At 39.8% G+C, this 18,127-nt stretch carries 15 protein-coding genes; 7 read left to right on the top strand and 8 right to left on the bottom strand.

The features are described 5' to 3' along the window. The first annotated feature begins 292 nt into the window (after positions 1-292). Positions 293-1,519 (top strand): metallophosphoesterase family protein, encoded by a 1,227-nt coding sequence (locus tag IEE83_RS22925; RefSeq protein ID WP_194122811.1) that lies wholly within the window; start codon positions 293-295, stop codon positions 1,517-1,519. 42 nt (positions 1,520-1,561) lie between these two features. Here IEE83_RS22925 and IEE83_RS22920 read toward each other — a convergent pair whose 3' ends face one another. Further along, a complete protein-coding gene (locus IEE83_RS22920; protein ID WP_194123564.1) occupies positions 1,562-1,750 on the bottom strand; it encodes a hypothetical protein in 189 nt (62 codons plus the stop codon). A gap of 191 nt (positions 1,751-1,941) precedes the next feature. On the opposite strand from IEE83_RS22920, the gene IEE83_RS22915 reads away from it, so the two are divergent. Beyond that, a complete protein-coding gene (locus tag IEE83_RS22915) occupies positions 1,942-3,414 on the top strand; it encodes a gluconokinase (RefSeq protein ID WP_194122810.1) in 1,473 nt (490 codons plus the stop codon). 110 nt (positions 3,415-3,524) lie between these two features. Here the strand turns inward: IEE83_RS22915 and IEE83_RS22910 are convergent, their stop codons facing one another. From IEE83_RS22910 to IEE83_RS22895, 4 genes are all read right to left on the bottom strand, one after another. After that, the gene (locus IEE83_RS22910) at positions 3,525-4,238 is read right to left on the bottom strand and encodes a DUF4198 domain-containing protein (RefSeq protein ID WP_194122809.1); all 714 of its coding nucleotides are present in this window, start codon (positions 4,236-4,238) and stop codon (positions 3,525-3,527) included. A gap of 68 nt (positions 4,239-4,306) precedes the next feature. Further along, complete coding sequence (locus IEE83_RS22905; RefSeq protein WP_194122808.1) at positions 4,307-4,726, bottom strand: DoxX family protein; 420 nt, start codon at positions 4,724-4,726, stop codon at positions 4,307-4,309. A 108-nt stretch (positions 4,727-4,834) separates the two neighbouring features. Beyond that, complete coding sequence (locus tag IEE83_RS22900; RefSeq protein ID WP_194122807.1) at positions 4,835-7,210, bottom strand: TonB-dependent receptor; 2,376 nt, start codon at positions 7,208-7,210, stop codon at positions 4,835-4,837. A 271-nt stretch (positions 7,211-7,481) separates the two neighbouring features. Further along, the gene (locus tag IEE83_RS22895) at positions 7,482-9,770 is read right to left on the bottom strand and encodes a GH92 family glycosyl hydrolase (protein ID WP_194122806.1); all 2,289 of its coding nucleotides are present in this window, start codon (positions 9,768-9,770) and stop codon (positions 7,482-7,484) included. 362 nt (positions 9,771-10,132) lie between these two features. Between IEE83_RS22895 and hslU the strand changes: the two genes are divergently transcribed. Beyond that, positions 10,133-11,533 (top strand): ATP-dependent protease ATPase subunit HslU, encoded by a 1,401-nt coding sequence (hslU, locus tag IEE83_RS22890; RefSeq protein ID WP_194122805.1) that lies wholly within the window; start codon positions 10,133-10,135, stop codon positions 11,531-11,533. A 78-nt stretch (positions 11,534-11,611) separates the two neighbouring features. Here the strand turns inward: hslU and IEE83_RS22885 are convergent, their stop codons facing one another. From IEE83_RS22885 to fmt, 3 genes are all read right to left on the bottom strand, one after another. Next, positions 11,612-12,718, bottom strand: a complete 1,107-nt coding sequence (locus IEE83_RS22885; protein WP_194122804.1) for an alpha/beta hydrolase — start codon at positions 12,716-12,718, stop codon at positions 11,612-11,614. Positions 12,719-12,953: 235 nt separating this feature from the next. Next, on the bottom strand, positions 12,954-13,469 hold the full coding sequence (locus IEE83_RS22880) for a dihydrofolate reductase (protein WP_194122803.1): 516 nt from the start codon (positions 13,467-13,469) through the stop codon (positions 12,954-12,956). 238 nt (positions 13,470-13,707) lie between these two features. Further along, complete coding sequence (gene fmt, locus IEE83_RS22875; protein WP_228101936.1) at positions 13,708-14,628, bottom strand: methionyl-tRNA formyltransferase; 921 nt, start codon at positions 14,626-14,628, stop codon at positions 13,708-13,710. 237 nt (positions 14,629-14,865) lie between these two features. Between fmt and greA the strand changes: the two genes are divergently transcribed. The 4 genes from greA (at position 14,866) to IEE83_RS22855 (ending at position 18,095) form a co-directional block, all read left to right on the top strand. Further along, positions 14,866-15,348 carry a transcription elongation factor GreA gene (gene greA / locus IEE83_RS22870; protein ID WP_194122802.1) on the top strand — a complete coding sequence of 161 codons (483 nt, stop codon included), beginning with the start codon at positions 14,866-14,868 and terminating at the stop codon, positions 15,346-15,348. A gap of 131 nt (positions 15,349-15,479) precedes the next feature. Continuing rightward, positions 15,480-15,803, top strand: coding sequence for a hypothetical protein (locus IEE83_RS22865; RefSeq protein ID WP_194122801.1), 324 nt, complete (start codon positions 15,480-15,482; stop codon positions 15,801-15,803). A 54-nt stretch (positions 15,804-15,857) separates the two neighbouring features. After that, on the top strand, positions 15,858-16,928 hold the full coding sequence (locus tag IEE83_RS22860) for a M42 family metallopeptidase (RefSeq protein ID WP_194122800.1): 1,071 nt from the start codon (positions 15,858-15,860) through the stop codon (positions 16,926-16,928). A 114-nt stretch (positions 16,929-17,042) separates the two neighbouring features. After that, complete coding sequence (locus IEE83_RS22855; protein ID WP_194122799.1) at positions 17,043-18,095, top strand: PA0069 family radical SAM protein; 1,053 nt, start codon at positions 17,043-17,045, stop codon at positions 18,093-18,095. The last annotated feature ends 32 nt before the right edge of the window (positions 18,096-18,127 follow it).

The following is an 18,127-nucleotide window of genomic DNA, read 5'->3' as shown; positions in this document are numbered from 1 at the left end:
CTTTATTTGGTTTTGGTGGTTAAAACTTTTTGAATATACGTTGAAGTTTATGAGGATTAAAGAACGATTGGTATAGTATTCTAATTTTGAATATAAATATCTAAAAATGAGCATTTTGTGATAATTTATATTTTAATCTGTATAGAAAAATGTAAATACTTTTCATTCGAATTCAAAGCTGCTATTTCTGAATTCATTCAGTGGCCTGAATTTTTTAACTAACTTAAAGCATTTGAAACACGATTATCAATCATCAGGCTCAACTGGATAACTGCTAATTTTTTAATTATTAATGAAGGAAAAATCAGAAGAACGGACTAAGAAATTTCTTGCATTAGGACATAGTGAAGCGGAAAATCATGCAAAAACCCAACAGGAACTTTATGAAAAACATGTAAAGGAAACTTCATCCGTTACCAACGTTATTTCTGAATTTTTCAAAACCAATTTATTCGGTTTCGCCTGGCATTATCTTAAAAGTCGCTTCGGTCCGCGACATCCATATCAGGCCTATCCCAGAAATGGCGATACTGGTATTTACAAACTGCAATCTTCTGTTCCGAGCCGGGAAGAAATCAGCATCGCCTTACTTTCTGACTGGGCAAGTGATACAGCTGAATCTGATAAAGTAGCCCATTTGGTTTCTCGTTATGCGCCGGATTACACGATTCATATGGGCGATATTTATTTTGTCGGAACGCCAAAAGAAGTTGAGGAGAATTTTACGGCACCTTATGCATCCTGGTATTATGGCGCGTCGGGAAGTCTGGCGTTGTCAGGAAATCATGAAATGTATTCCAATGGAAATGCTTTTTTTCAACATTTGCTTCCCTCAATGTATGCGCAGGAGGGAGAGGTGAGAAAAACGCAGCAGGCTGGTTTTTTCTGTCTGGAAAATGACTTCTGGCGCGTAATTGGAATTGATACCGGTTATACTTCGGTAAGCCGGCCGTTGCTGGAAATTGTTTCGCCACCTGATTGTCATTTGAAAAAAGAACAGATTGAATGGCTTCGGGATGTGGTGAAACTGGGTGATCCTGATGATAAACGCGGATTAATTATTTTGAGTCATCATCCTTACATTTCAGCATTCCGTGAAGAATATACCAGGCCGGGTGCCCAGCTTAGGGAATTGATGGGAGAATTCGAAAGAACGATTGTCTGGTTTTGGGGCCATGATCATCGTCTGGTTATTTATAACAAAGATGTAAATGGAAAAGGACCTATGGCTTTTGGCCGTTGTCTTGGACATGGAGGTTTGCCCGTGGAAATAAAAATGCCTGACAATGAAACGGATCTTGAAAAAATACATTTGTACGACCGCCGTATCAGACTGGAATTAGGAAGATATCAGCTTGGTTATAACGGATTTGTAAAACTTCGGCTTGATAAAGACAAAGCAATTGCTGAGTATATCGATCTGGAGGATACCTGTGTTTTTGAAGAAGAATGGACAATAAAAAACGGCCAACTCGATTGGAAGGTTTTGAAAGCACTTCCGGAATTGGCCGTTCGTTAATATATTATAGTCCGATATTTCCTGTGAGGGAAATAAGAAATTTCAGTGACCGTCTGCGGAGTGATCAGTGTAAAATGCAGCAAATGTTACTACAAGACCGATAAGTCCGAAGATAAAAGTAAAAAGATCTCCAAATACTGCGAGAATGATTACTAACAATAAAAATATTACGATAGAAGCACCAAGTGAAGCTCCTTCAGGTTTGCTATGTACGTGTACGTCGTCAGCCATGGTTCAATAAAAATTTTAATAGTATTGATTTACTACTGCGAAAATAATAAAAATTAGTGAATGCCGACACAGAAAATGCAGATAACAAGGATTTTTACAGATTTTAAATTATTCGTTGTTAATTCAAAGGACAAAGCGGCGGAATATAATACATTTGTCAGGTTATAAAATTCAATTTACGCTTAATTAAAATGTCATTTATAATTGGTGTTGATATAGGTACGACAAACGTTAAAACCACTGCTTTTGACACAAAAACGGCCGCAATTCTTGCTTCACACAGCGAAGGTTATGAAATGCTTCATCCACAACCCGAATGGAGCGAACAAAATCCGGATGACATTTTTAAAGCGGTTTGCCATTCAATTCAGGTTGTCAGCGAAACCTGTAAACCGCAGGGAGAAACCCTTGGCGTATGTTTCAGCACGGCCATGCACAGTATTATGGCGATGGATGAAGATGGGTTACAATTGACGAACCTTATCATTTGGGCCGATAACCGGAGTGCGGAAATTGCCGAAAAATTGCGTGCATCGAAGGAAGGGAAAAAGATGTATCAAAATAATGGTACGCCAATTCACGCCATGACGCCACTTTGCAAGTTGATCTGGCTGAAAGAAAATGAAAAGAAGATTTTCAAGGCTGCAAAAAGATTTATCGGAATCAAAGAATATATCGTTTATCGTCTTACAGGCAATTTTGTCATTGATTATTCGATCGCTTCGGCAACCGGATTGTTCAATATAAAAGATAAAAAATGGGATGACTGGACGCTGAATCAAATTGGACTCGACGAAAGTTATTTGTCGGAAGCAGTTTCTCCATATCATATTGAAAAATTACCAGCCAATAATGGTTTTAAACTTTCTGCCGGCGTTCCCTTAATTATGGGTGCTAGTGACGGCTGTCTGGCAAATCTGGGAAGCGGAGCAATTTTGCCTGGCGCTATGGCTGTCACAATTGGTACAAGCGGAGCTGCCAGGATTTGTTCGGACGTGCCGTATCTGGACACCAATATGCGTACGTTTTGTTATATTCTGGATGAAAAAACCTACGTCATCGGCGGACCTTCAAATAACGGCGCTGTTGTTTTTCAATGGTTGAAAGAAACCTTTTTTACAGACAGCGATTTTAATCAGGTTTTCGACGAAGCGGCGAAAATTAATGCCGGCTCAGACGGACTTTTGTTCTATCCTTATCTTTTAGGTGAACGCGCTCCGATATGGAGTTCTGCGGTAAGAGGCGGATTCCTTGGGCTCGATATTCAACATACAAAACCGCATTTTGCACGCGCTGTGATGGAAGGAATTTTGCTGAATCTATTCAGTATCGGTAAAATTTTGCTTGAAACACAAAAGGTAAAAACGATTTATGCCAACGGCGGTTTTGCGCATAGCCCCTTATGGGTACAAATGCTTGCAGATGTTTTCGGAATTGAAGTGGCTTTAAATGATACGGTTGATACCGGAACGGTAGGAGCGGCGATGGTGGGATTGAAGGCTTTGGGCGTGGTTGAGAAATTATCTGATCTGCAATATTTTACACCGGTCAGCACGATATTTAAAGTTGATAAAAAAGTGCACAAAGAATATGTTTCCGTTTACGAAAAATTCGGGAAAGGCACAATCGGCGTGCTTGCCAATGCAGGAATAGAAAATAATTGATTATAATTTCAATAAAAACCACCTTACAAGCAAAGCCCGAAGGTGGTTTTTATATATAGCAGCCCGTGGAATATTGAACAGGCTGCCCGAACGTTGATGAAGATTTGTTGTTATTTAACGTCAAGTAAAACAGTGGCGCAACGCCACACCGAGGTGTAATTTTTTCCATTATGTTCGCCTTCTTCTTTTTCGCTTTTTGATGCTTCAATACTATAAGTTCCAGGCCAGATTGGTGTGAATTCTGCAACGCCCTGGGTATTGGTACTGATTTCTCTATTCCATCCGCTAGGTGAATGAACGGCTACCTGCAAGTTATCAGCCGGCTTTTCTTTGATAAAACCTGTTAATGCGAAAGGCTTATTGACTTTATAAGTTTTGCTTGCATCTGCAAAAACACTGATATCATTCGGGTTAAGTGCAGGATCATTTCCGGCAACGGATTTCCCAATGGCAACAACTGCACTGGCATTGAACTGATACTTAGTTTTACCTCCAAGTTCTTTCGCGGTATGGCTCACGCTGATTGTGTAAACACCCTCTTTTTCTGGTGTGAATTCTGATGTAAAATGATCCACGGCTTCGGTTGTTGGTAGTTTAACTTTGTGTTTATCAGGACCGGTAACCCATAAGGTGAAATCTTTAACATCTGAATACCAGTCTGCTATCTTTTCCGGTTTGTCGTTCGGTTCAGAATATACGATTTTGATTGCCTGTTTTTGTCCGGCTTTTCCAACTGTACTGGTTTGAATCCATAAAGCGTGTGCAGACACTTTTCCCAGAACAGCAATTAGTAAAAGGACAAAAATTGAAATGGTACGTTTCATAAGAAATTAATTAAAAGGGGAGTAGTAAGTATTTATTGATGATTGCAGTGGAACTGCCTGAGGAATTATTAACGCTTTTTGTTAAGGGTGTAGTCAAGGCTGTATTTGCCGGGACCCAGCAAAAATATGACTGTATAAGCCAACAGATAAAAGAATCCGGAAGAAGCGCTGTCAAAAATGTCACCCTCGTGGGCTACAAAAACGATGACAATCGTAGCGATGATTAATGGAATTGTTGCCAGCCTTGTAAATAATCCGATGGCAACAAGTCCGGCGCAAATCAATTCAGCAAAAATGGTGAGTGACAAGGAAGCTGGTCCGCTCAGACCCATAAAATTCATGAATTTGTCAGATTTTTCGGCAAATCCCATCAACTTGGCATAACCGTGTGGCATCATTAAGATACCAAAACCTAAACGTAAGATCAACATTGAAAAGTCAAACGAGCGGCTTTGGTAGGCAATACTGTTTAATTTTAAAGAAGGCATAGTAATTAATCTTTACTTTTTAAATGTAACAGGGTTATTGCATTTTGATATTCCGGCTCTCATTTGTTCCCAGAACGGGAACAAATGAAAAAAGACGGCTAATAAAAATTAAAACTTGTAAGAGATACTTAATCTGTAATTTCTTGGTGCTTCTGCCTGGTAGCTGTAACTTAAAATATAATCGTAGTAAGCGCCGCTGTACAGATATTTGTCAAGAACATTGAATACATTTAGCGTAAGTCTGATTTTGTCCTTTTCCCAGAAAACGCCTCCGTCAAGTTTGAAATAATTAGGAAGGTTTGTTTTGGTATTTGTTGTACTCCAATTAGACATTGCTCTGTCGACCAGATAAGTAAATCCGCCGGAAAAACCTGTTCCTTTTAGTGCACCTTTCTGGATTTTGTAGCTTAGCCAGCTGTTTACTACATGTTTTGAGAAACCAGGAATTACGTCACCTTTTGCGATAGAAGTCACGCCCTCGGTCACTTTTGTTACTTTGGAATCTGTGTAAGCATAATTTGCAACAAGATTTAATCCCGGAAGAATTGTTCCTCTTAAATCGAACTCAATACCCTGCGCTCTTTTTTGACCAAGCACAACACTTAAACCTGAGTTTGGAGGACTATTCGGATCAGAGGTTAATTCGTTATTTTTCAAAATCCGGTAAAAAGCAACCGTGGTATTCCAGCTTCCGCCAGCCCAGTCTTTTTTGATACCAAATTCTGTATTATTTCCAGTTAAAGGTTTTACGCTGCCGCTTCTCAAACGACCGGATTGCGGTAAAAATGCCTGGTCATAAAGTGCATAAATTGATGTTTGCTTGTCAATGGAAGCACTCAAACCGATACGTGGCGAGAAATGTTTTGCTGTTTCAGCCGCACCACCCCAGGCAGACATGCTTACGTAAGTGTAACGTCCAGCCAGTGTCAATCTGATTCTGTTATCCAAAAAGGAAAGTTCATCCTGCGCATAGATTCCGGTATATTTCTGGCTCATATTTCCTCCCGCGATCACAGCTCTTGCTTCAAGACTTGTTGTTCTGTCAAAAGACGGATAACCATTCACCGGCTTTCCATAATATGGGGCCAGAGGGTTAAATTCTGCTCCTGTGGTATCAAGGTCGTGAGTTTGTCCCCAGTCTGCCATGTAATCTTTATTTCCTATGTCAATTCCACCAAGAATTTTGTGTTTCAAAGGGCCAGTCGTAACATTTCCATTCACGAAAGCCTGCGCCAAAGTCATTTCACTTTTTGCATCCCAGATACCAACCGAACGGATCATAGTTCCATCCGGATTTACAATCGATGGCCACATGCTTGATCCGCGTTGTGCATAATTAAAGTATGCTGCCTGAACTGTCAATTTCCAGTCATCATTTAATTGATGTTGCAGGTTCAAAAACAGACTTTGATCCTTCATTTTCGTTGGTTCCAGTCCCGGAGGCATGGTCGTGAAATCTCGCGGTAAAGTGGCGTAACCTTTTGGCGCGAAGATATAGTAAGATCCAACATCAGACATTTTTGCATACTGCATCGTGTATTCAGCTGTCAGTTTTGTCTTTTCGTCAATCTGGTAAGAAATAACCGGTGCTACGCTGTAACGATCATTGTATTCATATGGACGGAATGACGCTTTATTTTGTCCGGCTACATTCAGACGGTACAGGAATTTCCCGTCTTTGCTTAATTTTCCGTCAAGATCCAGCGTGGCACGGTACAAACCATAACTTCCCATCGTGAAACCAGCTTCTCCTTTTGTTTGTCCCGTAGGTTTTTTTGTCACAACATTATACAAACCGCTTGGATCACCATTGGCAAGCATAAAACCTGCCGGACCTTTTACAAATTCAATATGATCAACGAAACTCATATCTTCTGTAAGTGGTCCCCAATATGAACTAACCACGTTAAATCCATTCCTAAATGCCTGAATCTGAGATCCGCGCATTGTAATATTGGCATACATATCTCCCCAGTGTTCCAGTCTGGCAGCACCACTGACGTTACGGATCAGGCCATCGCTCATGCTGATTACCTGCTGATCAGACAGCGCCTTGGAAGTGACAACCTGAATATTCTGAGGCGTTTCCTGGATCGGCGTCATCAAACGAAGACTTGAAGAAACTTCATTGGTTTTATATTGACTGGCGTCTTTGATGACAACTTCCTGTAATTCGTTGGCCGTTTCTTTTAAAGTGAAATTAACCGTAGCAGTTTGTCCGTCAATAACTTCTACTTGCTGTTCCAAAGTTTCCAGTCCGACATAACTTGCCAAAACTGTGTAAGTGCCCGGTTTCAATTTTTGAATAACGAAATTTCCGTCTTCTGCTGAAATTGCACCAAGTCTGTGGCCTTTTACACCAACAGAAACATGCTGGGCAGGTTTTCCATCCGCTGAGGTAATCTGCCCTTTGATACTTCCGGTTTGTGCGTAGGAACACAGGGAAAGAATCATGAAGCAAAGGATAAAGTAAATTTTTTTCATTTTTTTGAGTGGTTAATAATCTTTCTGGTTGAGCAGCAACTTAGCTAAATCAAATTGTTATTATTTAGACTGATTGTAATTAATGGCAAAAGTATAGTGAGATTGTATACCAAGCAAGAAATTATTTAGAATGTTTAAAAATAATTAATTCTGTCGGCAGGTTACAGAGAGGAACACGGAGATAAAAAAAGAGGGACACAGAGATTATTGAAAATCTCCGTGTCCCCGGGCGTCCGCTCTTTTTTACTTTCTCTGCGTAACCTACAAAAAATTACTTAGTAAGCGAGAATGGTGCTGTTTCTGGTTTGATACCCCATGCTTTTGAAGGCGAGTTGGTCATATTGAATTGAAGCGTTCCGCCGTTTTGGATATCCTTATGTTCAAGATATGTATTGGCGTAAGGTTTTCCGTTCATCGTTGCGCCGTCTACATACATATTGGTATCGCTTGTTTTTGGTGAATCGATCGTGAATTTCTTACCATCTTCAAGCGTAATGGTTGCTTTTTTGAAAAGCGGCGAGCCGATTACGTATTGGGTGGTACCAGGTGTTACCGGATAAAATCCTAGTGACGAGAAAACATACCAGGCAGAAGTCTGTCCGTTATCTTCATCTCCGCAATATCCGTCCGGCGTTGCCTGATACAATTTTTTCATAACCTGACGCAGCCAGAATTGCGTTTTTGAAGGCGCACCAGCATAGTTATACAAATAAATCATATGCTGGATCGGCTGATTTCCGTGTGCATAATTACCCATGTTCATGATCTGCATTTCGCGGATTTCATGGATAGGGAAACCGTAATAGCTGTCATCAAAAATTGGAGGGAAAGTAAATACTGAATCCAGTTTCTGAACAAAAGCTTCACGTCCGCCCATCAATCCTACCAAACCTTTTACGTCCTGAAACACCGACCAGGTATAGTGAACGCTGTTTCCTTCTGTAAATGCATCACCCCATTTGAACGGATTAAATGGCGTCTGGAACTTACCATCCTGATTTTTTCCACGCATCCACTTTGTAGTCGGATCGAAAAGATTCCGGTAATTCTGGCTTCTTTTCAGGTATAGGTCAATATCTTTTTGTGGTTTTTTCAATTCTTTTGCCAATTGTGATATACAAAAGTCAGCATAAGAATATTCCAAAGTACGGGCTGCATTTTCATTGATTTTTACATCATAAGGAACATAACCCAGTTCATTATAATACTCATGTCCGAAACGTCCAACTGAACTTACCGGCCCTGCATTTTCAGTATTTTTAATGATCGCGGAATATAGTTTTTCAATATCATAACCACGAATTCCCTTTATGTAAGAATCTGCAATCAGCGAAGCTGAATTGGAACCGATCATACAATCACGATGACCAGGACTTGCCCATTCAGGCAAAAATCCGCTTTCGTCATAAGCATTTGCCAAACCTTCCATGATGTGCGCATTCATGGTTGGATACATAAGCGTGAAGAATGGGAAAACGGCGCGGAAAGTATCCCAGAATCCGTTATCAGTAAACATATACCCCGGACGAACTTCACCATTATAGGGACTATAATGAACCACTTTGCCTTTCGCATCAAATTCGTAGAATTTTCTTGGGAAAAGCAAAACGCGGTATAGACAGGAGTAAAAAGTACGGATCTGATCAATATTATCACCTTCAACAGTAATGCGTGAAAGCTCAGTATTCCAGATATTACGGCCTTTTTCCTGTGTTTGGTCAAAAGTATCTTTACCAATTTCAGTCGTTAAATTTCTTTCGGCTTGTTCATAACTAATGAAAGATGAAGCAACTTTTAAGCCAATTTTTTCACCCGTTTTTGTTTCAAAACGAACCACAGCACCTACGTGATTTGCCTGAATTTCAAGGGTATCTTTTGTGATTTTAAATTTGCTCCATGCGGAAGAAAATTTGAAAGCTTTATCAAAAACCAAAACAAAATAGTTCTTGAAGTTGGCAGGAACGCCACCGCTGTTTTTGGTAGTATAACCAATAATCTTGCGCTCCGAAGGAATCACTTTTACATAAGAACCTCTGTCAAAAGCATCAAGTATCACATAAGAACTATCAGATTTCGGGAAAGTAAAACGGAATTGGGCAGCACGTTCTGTCGGTGCAATTTCTGTTGTTACATCATAATCGGCCAGATAAACTTTGTAATAATTTGGCTTGGCAACTTCTGCCTTGTGTGAAAACCAGCTTGCGCGTTCGTTCTCATCGATTTTCAACGCACCGGTAACCGGCATAATTGAAAATTGGCCGTAATCATTGATCCAGGGACTTGGCTGGTGCGTTTGTTTGAAGCCGCGGATTTTTTCTGCATCATACATATAGCTCCATCCATCACCCATTTTACTGGTTTGCGGCATCCAGAAGTTCATACCCCAGGGCAAAGCAATAGCAGGATACGTATTTCCGGACGACAAACTGAACTTTGACTGGGTTCCCATCAAGGGGTTCACAAAATCAACAAGATTTGTGTTTGTTGTCACACTCTGGGAAAAAACGAGGGAATTGGTTAACAGGGTAAAAAAAGCGATACAGGAGATAATTTTCTTCATGTCAAGGGAAATCCTTTTGAGTTTATGGTAGCAGTAAAACAAAGATAATGATCAGGCGCTAAATCCTTTTAGTTTTCCTTATAGTTTAAATAAACTGGATTATTTTATCAGGCTTGCCGTTTTCGGACGGCAATTTACTAAAAAGATTTACTTGGAAAGAACGTCAGTAATTATTTAACTGTGGTATCATTTTTTTATATCCTAAGATGAAAAAAATATATTTGTTCAGAGAATTTTATGAGCAGGCATGAAAACGTTTATGCCATGCAGTATCCCGCCTTTTTTTACAAGAAATCGGTTTTCTCTTCGTTCAAAGCAAACATTTAAGCTTATCTAGTAAAAGTATTTTTATAAATCCCACTATGACTGAACACTTGAACCGCCTTACTCCACGACAAATTGTCTTTGAACTGGATCAGTATATAATCGGACAAAATGACGCAAAACGGAATGTTGCCATTGCTTTGCGGAACAGATGGAGGAGAATGAATAGTCCGGAAGATATTCAAAAGGAAATTATACCGAATAATATCCTGATGATCGGGGCGACTGGTGTTGGTAAAACTGAAATTGCCCGCCGTTTGGCAAAAATTGCGGACGCACCTTTTGTAAAAGTAGAAGCATCCAAATTTACCGAAGTTGGATATGTTGGCCGTGATGTTGAAAGTATGGTTCGCGACCTGGTGGAACAAGCCGTTGGAATGGTCAGGACCCAGAAAAAAGAAGAGGTTAAAATTAAGGCCGAACAAGCCGTTGAAGATATTATTCTGGATGCACTGATTCCTCCGATCCACGGAAATAATGCTGTAAAACCACGTCCTGAAAACGCAGAATCAAACGGAGCAATTCCGGAAGATGACAACGAACTGAACCAGCGTACCCGCGAACGTTTCCGAGAAAAAATCCGCAATGGCGAATTGGATGAACGTAAAATAGAAATTGAAATCCAGCAAAACCAGTCGCCAAGTGTTGGTATGATCGGTGGTGCGATGGATGACATTTCGATGATGAATATCCAGGAAATGATTGGCAACATGGTACCGCGTCGTGGTAAAAAACGCAAGGTTACCGTTGGCGAAGCCAAAAAACTTCTTTTGGATGAAGAGGCAGGGAAACTGATTGATATGGACGAAGTAAAACTGGAAGCCATTCAAAAAGCGGAAAACTTGGGGATTATTTTTATTGATGAAATTGATAAAGTGGCTTCAAGTCGTTCAGGTGGCGGAAGCGGACCGGATGTTAGTCGTGAAGGCGTACAGCGTGATCTTTTACCGATTGTGGAAGGAAGCGCAGTAAATACCAAACATGGCGTAATCAATACGGATCATATTCTTTTCATCGCTGCCGGAGCTTTCCACGTAGCAAAACCATCCGATCTTATTCCGGAACTTCAAGGTCGTTTCCCAATTCGTGTGGAATTGAACAGTTTGACAGAAAGTGATTTCTACCAGATTTTGAAAACGCCGAAAAACGCTTTAACAAAACAATATGAAGCGATGATGGAAGCGGAAGGCGTGGATCTTCAATTTGAAGACGGCGCGCTTCGTGAAATGGCCAGGATTGCTTTTGAAGTAAATAGTGAAGTCGAGAATATCGGAGCGCGTCGCTTGCAAACCGTAATGAGTTTGCTGCTGAATGACTTTATGTTTGATATTCCTGATGTAATCGGACCGGATTCTTCAATCGTTGTTACCGCAGAACTTGTGAGTGAAAAATTATCTCACATGGTAAAAAACAGAGATTTGAGCCAGTTTATTCTGTAATCTGTTTCGACAAAAAATAAAAAAGCTCCCTAACTTAAAGCGAAGGCTTTCGGTTAGGGAGCTTTTTTTATATAGAATTTATTCTCCTGAATACAACCACTTCAAAGCTTTGGGAAATTCTTCTCCCCAGCAACTTTCCGAGTGTGTTCCTTTTGGATTCAAGGATGTTTTTATTTTAACACGACTGTAACCAAAACCCTGGTTAACAAGCGTTTCCTGTAATTTTTCAATATTAGGGATCATTTCTGCGCCTTCTTTTCCTCCGCCGTATAAATAAATACGAGTCTCAAAAGGTTCGAAAAAATGGATAGCATCAAAATAAATTTTGCGTGAAATCCAGAGTGACGGCGAGAAAATCATCAGTCTGCCAAAAATATTCGGATACATCAAAGCCGCATACATACTCAACAATCCACCGACAGAACTTCCGCCCATACCTGTATTCAGGCGATCAGGTAAGGTTCTGTATTGATTATCAATGTGTTTTTTAAGCGTTTCGGTAACGAATTTCAGGAACAGATTTCCTAATCCTTTTCCCAAATTCGGATTGTCGTAAGGAGAAAATTCCTGAACACGCTCGTCTCCGCCGTGATCAATCGCAACGATAATGACATTTGCTTTATCTTCTCCCGCAAGCGTAGCAAGTCTGCGGTCGATTTCCCAGTTTCCATAAGGAGAACCTTCGCCAAAAAGATTTTGTGCGTCGGTCATGTATAATACCGGATAGCGGCGGTCTGGCTGCTCATAATAATCATGCGGCAGCAAAACGTGAACACGGCGTTCTCTTTGTAATTGTGGAATCTCAAAAGTCTCGGAAAGAACTTCAACAATTGGCATCAAATCCAGTTTCTTGTTCTTGTCCGTCTGCCACCTTATCACATAATCCGACACTTCTGTTTCGTCTTCTGTAATAAAACGATTGGCGTAAGGCTGACCATAACGATCCAGTTCTACCTGATCCCAACCTCCTCGGGTATATTTATATTCCAGAGGAAATTCAAACTCAATATCGGTAGGAAATTGAAAAGTATAACGGCCCGGAGCCACTTTTGTCATTTGGAAATGAGGCAGATCCGGCAACCACTTGCAAAAAGGACCAGTTATGAAAATAGGACGATCGTCTGTATTGGGTGTTGTTAACGTTAAAGTGAGCGTTTCCTTTAACGTATCTATTTCTGTAAGCATTCTTGTAATAACACTGGGGTCAATATAAGTGTCAAATTTACAAGATTTTTATAACGAATAGTAACAGGATGAATAGTTTAACGAAATTTTTCTATCTGGCTTCCTCTGATTTAGGAATATGAGAAGAAAACATGCCACGAATACACGAATTATTCAAAAATGTTTTTAAACCAATTAGTCAACATTCACGGTCCGCCGCGCGGTGTATTCGTGGCGGAAAATATTTTTTGTAATTTTATTTAACTGTACTATCAAATTGTGTTTTTCTTATATAATCAACAAAGTCAAATGAAAATTCATGCTTTTCATCGCTTGGGTGATTTTCTCTTTCAACTTCTTCCCACAAATCTGAATTTTCTATTTTGAAAAATGTATCGCCTTCGGTTTCAGTATGTACTTCTGTGACGTATAACTTATCAGAAATCTTTTGAACCTGATTGTATATATCTCCGCCGCCTATAACGAAAGCTTCATCTGTTCCTGTTTTTTGTGCTTCTTCAATAGCTTCTTCCAATGAATGAACGACAATGGTACCTTCAAAATAAAAATTTTTGTCGCGGGTTATGATGATGGATTGTCTACCTGGAAGTGGTTTTCCAATGGATTCAAAAGTTTTTCTGCCCATGATCATCGGATGTCCGAGAGTGAGTTTTTTGAATCGTTTAAGATCATCAGGTAGTCGCCAGATGAGTTGATTGTTTAGTCCTATAACACCGTTTTCAGAAACAGCAACAATGATTGAAAGAAGCATTTATTTTGAATTAGTAATGTTTAATTTGAATGCAATAGATGAGGTTTCAAGTAGCGGAAATTTGATTATTTCGGTGCTCTGCATCTTGAATTTCAGAGTTTCGAATTTGTTTGCTACAAGTAATATGGTGCTCCGCACCTGCTGTAAATAGGTGCAGAGCGCCGTAATATTTGTAGAAAAACAGATATTGGTAGTCGGGGTGTCAAGGTGCAGCGCACCGAAATAATCAGAAATATCCTTACAATTTCGCCCCTCTCAAAAAATCTCCAACCTCCATTTTCTTTTTTCCTTCCAACTGCAAAACCTCAATCGCCAACCAAACATCACCTGCGCGGAAATGTAAAAACGTCTTATGATCTGTTTTAAATTCTCCCGGATTGCTCTCGCTTGAATCTTCCGTAATACTTGTTTTGAAAATCTTGCACGACAAACCATTCAATGTTGTCCACGCGGCCGGATATGGTGAAAGTCCTCTGACGAAATTAAAGATTTTTTCAGCAGGCTGCGTCCAGTCAATTTCACAGGTTTCCCTGAAAATTTTCGGAGCCATTTTTATTTCTTTCGACTCGTCCTGAGGCTCCTGAGGATAATTTCCTTCTTCGATTGCCTGAACCGTTTTCACTACAAGTTTCCCGCCAATATGCATCAGCCTTTCATAAACTGAACCGGCATTGTCTTCCCGACTGATTGGATCTCTTTCCTGAAAAATAATTTTTCCGGTATCAATTTCCTTTTCAATAAAAAAAGTTGTGACACCAGATTCTGTTTCACCATTTATGACAGCCCAGTTGATAGGCGCTGCGCCGCGATATTGCGGCAATAAGGAGCCATGTAAATTAAATGTGCCATATTTTGGCATACTCCAGACAATTTCCGGCAGCATTCTAAATGCAACGACCACTTGCAAATCTGCATTTAATGCTTTTAATTGAGCAATAAACTCAGGATTTTTGAGTTTTTCTGGTTGAAGAACCGGGATTCCCTGTTCTTCCGCATATATTTTGACAGGAGATGACATCTGTTTTTGTCCACGTCCGGCAGGTTTATCTGGCACGGTAATTACAGCAATTACATTAGAATTGCTCTCTACCAGACTTCTTAAACTTTGGACAGCAAATTCAGGCGTCCCCATAAAAATTATTCTTAATTTATCAGGCATGGATTGTATCTGCTTTTGATAATTTGGTTTGTTACCATTTACAAATATTGCTATTTTTGTCGTTCATAATTAAAAACAATGGAAAAGATAAAAAGATATTGCTGTCGAAAAGCTAAGGTTTTCTAGTCCTCTACTACGGGTTATAACAAACTCTTGTAGGACGGTCTTTGAGCCGTTCTTTTTTTTTACCCCAGACCACCAATTAAAAATTTAAGAATATTTAAACATAATTAAGTCATGGCTAAAATTTCATACTATACCGAAGAAGGATTAAATAAGCTGAAGAATGAGTTGAATGATATGAAAACCAAAGGCCGTACTGCTATTGCTGCACAAATTGCAGAGGCGCGGGACAAAGGTGATTTGAGTGAAAATGCAGAATATGATGCGGCGAAAGATGCACAGGGAATGCATGAAATGAAAATTGCAAAGCTGGAAGAGATCATGTCAAATGCTCGTGTGATCGATGAATCGTCGATTGATACTTCACAAGTTGCAGTGCTTTCCAAAGTGAAAATTAAAAACCGTAAAAACGGCATGGAGGTAACTTATACGCTTGTTTCAGAAGAAGAAGCTGATTTGAAAACCGGAAAAATCTCTGTTGGTTCACCAATCGGAAAAGGTCTTTTGGGTAAAAAAGTGGGAGAAACAACCGAAATTAAAGTGCCGGCCGGATTGATGGAATTTGAAGTTTTGGATATCAGCCGTTTCAGTGAATAGTCTTTATAGATAAAACCGGGTTTATCATTTTTTGTTAAACCGATAAAAAGAATGTTGAATTGCTGGATGATCGTTCATTCAATAATTCAACATTTTTTATTTAAATTGAATTAAGATCAATACCATAAACCATGAGATTTAAAGGATATTTATTGACGTTTTCATTCCTTTGGGTTGATGGTATGGCTGTTTTTCCTTTTATTTTTTCAAAGTCAAAAGTGCCTGGAAAAGTGCTTTTGAATCATGAAACGATTCATTTGAAACAACAGCTTGAATTGGGTCTGCTTCCATTTTACATTTGGTATTTTCTGGAATATCTGATTCGTCTTATTCAATACAAAAATCATTATCTGGCATATCTTAATATTTCTTTTGAGCGCGAAGCTTATGCAAATGAGCGCGAATTTGAATATCTTGTGAACCGGAAATTCTGGGCATTTTTGAAGTATTTGTGACTGAGAAAAGTAACTGGAAATTACAGCGTGATTACACATTTCAATTAAATCAGTATGACAGAAGAAAGTAAATCGTTTTTATACAAGTACCTGAACAACGCTTCTCCAACAGGTTTTGAAGCATCCGGACAGCAGATCTGGCTGGATTATATCAAGCCCTATATTGAAGAACAAATTATTGATGTGTACGGAACGGCTGTCGGCGTGATTGGCGGCGGACAGGATTACAAAGTTGTTATTGAAGCACATTCCGATGAAATTTCATGGTTTGTAAATTACATTTCGGAAGACGGATATATTCACGTTCGTCGAAATGGCGGATCTGATGCAGCCATTGCGCCTTCGATGCGCGTTAATTTACATACGGCCAAAGGAATTGTAAAAGGTGTTTTTGGATGGCCGGCCATTCATGTGCGTGACACCGCAAAAGATCAGGTGCCAAAAGTGCATGAGCTTTTTATAGATGTGGGCGCTGCGAAAAAAGAAGAAGTGTTGGAAATGGGCATTCATGTTGGTACTGTTGCCACTTTTGTTGACGGTTTGGACGAACTGAATGACAAATTCTACATCGGGCGTGCCTTGGATAACCGCATGGGTGGATTCATGATTGCGGAAGTAGCCAGAATGCTGCATGAAAATAATGTTCAGCTTCCATTTACGCTTTATATCGTAAATGCAGTTCAGGAAGAAATTGGTTTGCGCGGAGCAGAAATGATTTCCCGCAGATTGAAGCCGGATCTTGCTATTTGTACGGACGTGACGCACGATACCCAGTCGCCGATGTATAACAAAAAGGAGCAGGGTGATTTGAAATGTGGAAACGGGCCAGTGATTTGCTACGGACCGGCAGTTCAAAACAATGTGCGTGATCTTTTAATAAATATTGCTGAAGAAAAAAGTATTCCGTTCCAACGTCAGGCTGTAAGCCGCTCAACTGGAACGGATACGGACGCTTTTGCTTATTCAACAGAAGGAATTGCATCAGCCTTGATTTCACTTCCATTGAAATATATGCATACAACGGTTGAAATGGTACATAAGGACGATGTTCAAAACGTAATTCAACTGATGTACGACGTGCTTCTTTCTTTAAAAGGAAATGAGGATTTCAGATATATAAAGTAAAATCGGATTGCGTAAGTAGCGTAGGGGAAAGGGATAGAGTGAACAAACCCTATCTCTTTCCCTTTTATTTGGCTGGCAGAATTGGCATTTTAAAAACATTTTACACTTCATCACATGGATAATAGAGCAAGAGGCAGAGGAGCTGGAATTAACACCGACAACAAATTCCGAAAGCAGGAAATTGAATACACTTCCGAAGACTGGCAAAATTGGGAAGAACCTGAAACAAATGTCAAAACCTTATTTATTGAGGAAATTTCTAAATCGATTCTGAGTAAATCAGATAGTCCGGATCTTCGGAATTTCAATTCGATTAATCCGTATAGAGGCTGTGAGCATGGCTGTATTTATTGTTATGCACGCAATTCTCATGAGTACTGGGGATTTTCGGCAGGACTGGATTTTGAGACAAAAATCGTTGTAAAAAAGAATGCACCGCAATTGCTTGAAAAGCTCTTGAATTCCAAAAGCTGGGAGCCTCAGACCATTTTCTTTTCGGGAAATACAGATTGTTATCAGCCTGCGGAAAAGCGATATGAGCTTACAAGACAGATGCTTGAAATTTGTCTGAAATATAGAAATCCGGTCAGTATCCTTACAAAAAATGCCCTGATTCTTCGGGATCTTGATATTCTGGAAAAACTGGCGAAACTGAATCTTGTTCACGGCGCGGTTTCTATAACTTCTTTAAATGAAGATTTAAGGGGAAAACTTGAACCAAGAACGGTAACAGCAAAACGCCGTTTGCAGGTTTTAAAAACGTTACACGAAGCTGGCATTCAGATGGGTGTGATGACTGCGCCGGTTATTCCGGGATTAAATGATCACGAAATTCCGTCCATCATTCAGGCTGCGGCAGATGCAGGTGCGGTTTGGGCAGGTTATACGGTTGTGAGATTAAACGGATCTATTGGTGAGATTTTTGAAGAATGGATCAATCATCATTTTCCCGACAAAGCCACAAAAGTTTTGAATCAGATTAAAGAATGTCACGGCGGCCAGGTTAATGATTCCCGCTACGGACTTCGTATGAGTGGTGAAGGCAAATTCGCAGAAAATATCAGACAGTTGCATGATTTTGCCTGTCGGAAATATTTTGCCGGCCGTGAAACAAAAGAACTTAACACATCGCTGTTTATCAGAGGCGGACAAATGAAATTATTTTAATGAAAACAAATTTACTTGTCGCTCCTAACCAT

It is taken from the genome of Dyadobacter subterraneus (genome assembly GCF_015221875.1).
Taxonomy (GTDB): domain Bacteria; phylum Bacteroidota; class Bacteroidia; order Cytophagales; family Spirosomataceae; genus Dyadobacter; species Dyadobacter subterraneus.
This window is presented reverse-complemented; position numbering and strand designations above follow the sequence as displayed.

Bases quoted from the DNA above. Each gene is read 5' to 3' on its own strand.
- IEE83_RS22925 (WP_194122811.1), top strand. From the start codon at position 293: ATGAAGGAAAAATCAGAAGAACGGACTAAGAAATTTCTTGCATTAGGA.
- IEE83_RS22920 (WP_194123564.1), bottom strand. From the start codon at position 1,750: ATGGCTGACGACGTACACGTACATAGCAAACCTGAAGGAGCTTCACTT.
- IEE83_RS22915 (WP_194122810.1), top strand. From the start codon at position 1,942: ATGTCATTTATAATTGGTGTTGATATAGGTACGACAAACGTTAAAACC.
- IEE83_RS22910 (WP_194122809.1), bottom strand. From the start codon at position 4,238: ATGAAACGTACCATTTCAATTTTTGTCCTTTTACTAATTGCTGTTCTG.
- IEE83_RS22905 (WP_194122808.1), bottom strand. From the start codon at position 4,726: ATGCCTTCTTTAAAATTAAACAGTATTGCCTACCAAAGCCGCTCGTTT.
- IEE83_RS22900 (WP_194122807.1), bottom strand. From the start codon at position 7,210: ATGAAAAAAATTTACTTTATCCTTTGCTTCATGATTCTTTCCCTGTGT.
- IEE83_RS22895 (WP_194122806.1), bottom strand. From the start codon at position 9,770: ATGAAGAAAATTATCTCCTGTATCGCTTTTTTTACCCTGTTAACCAAT.
- hslU (WP_194122805.1), top strand. From the start codon at position 10,133: ATGACTGAACACTTGAACCGCCTTACTCCACGACAAATTGTCTTTGAA.
- IEE83_RS22885 (WP_194122804.1), bottom strand. From the start codon at position 12,718: ATGCTTACAGAAATAGATACGTTAAAGGAAACGCTCACTTTAACGTTA.
- IEE83_RS22880 (WP_194122803.1), bottom strand. From the start codon at position 13,469: ATGCTTCTTTCAATCATTGTTGCTGTTTCTGAAAACGGTGTTATAGGA.
- fmt (WP_228101936.1), bottom strand. From the start codon at position 14,628: ATGCCTGATAAATTAAGAATAATTTTTATGGGGACGCCTGAATTTGCT.
- greA (WP_194122802.1), top strand. From the start codon at position 14,866: ATGGCTAAAATTTCATACTATACCGAAGAAGGATTAAATAAGCTGAAG.
- IEE83_RS22865 (WP_194122801.1), top strand. From the start codon at position 15,480: ATGAGATTTAAAGGATATTTATTGACGTTTTCATTCCTTTGGGTTGAT.
- IEE83_RS22860 (WP_194122800.1), top strand. From the start codon at position 15,858: ATGACAGAAGAAAGTAAATCGTTTTTATACAAGTACCTGAACAACGCT.
- IEE83_RS22855 (WP_194122799.1), top strand. From the start codon at position 17,043: ATGGATAATAGAGCAAGAGGCAGAGGAGCTGGAATTAACACCGACAAC.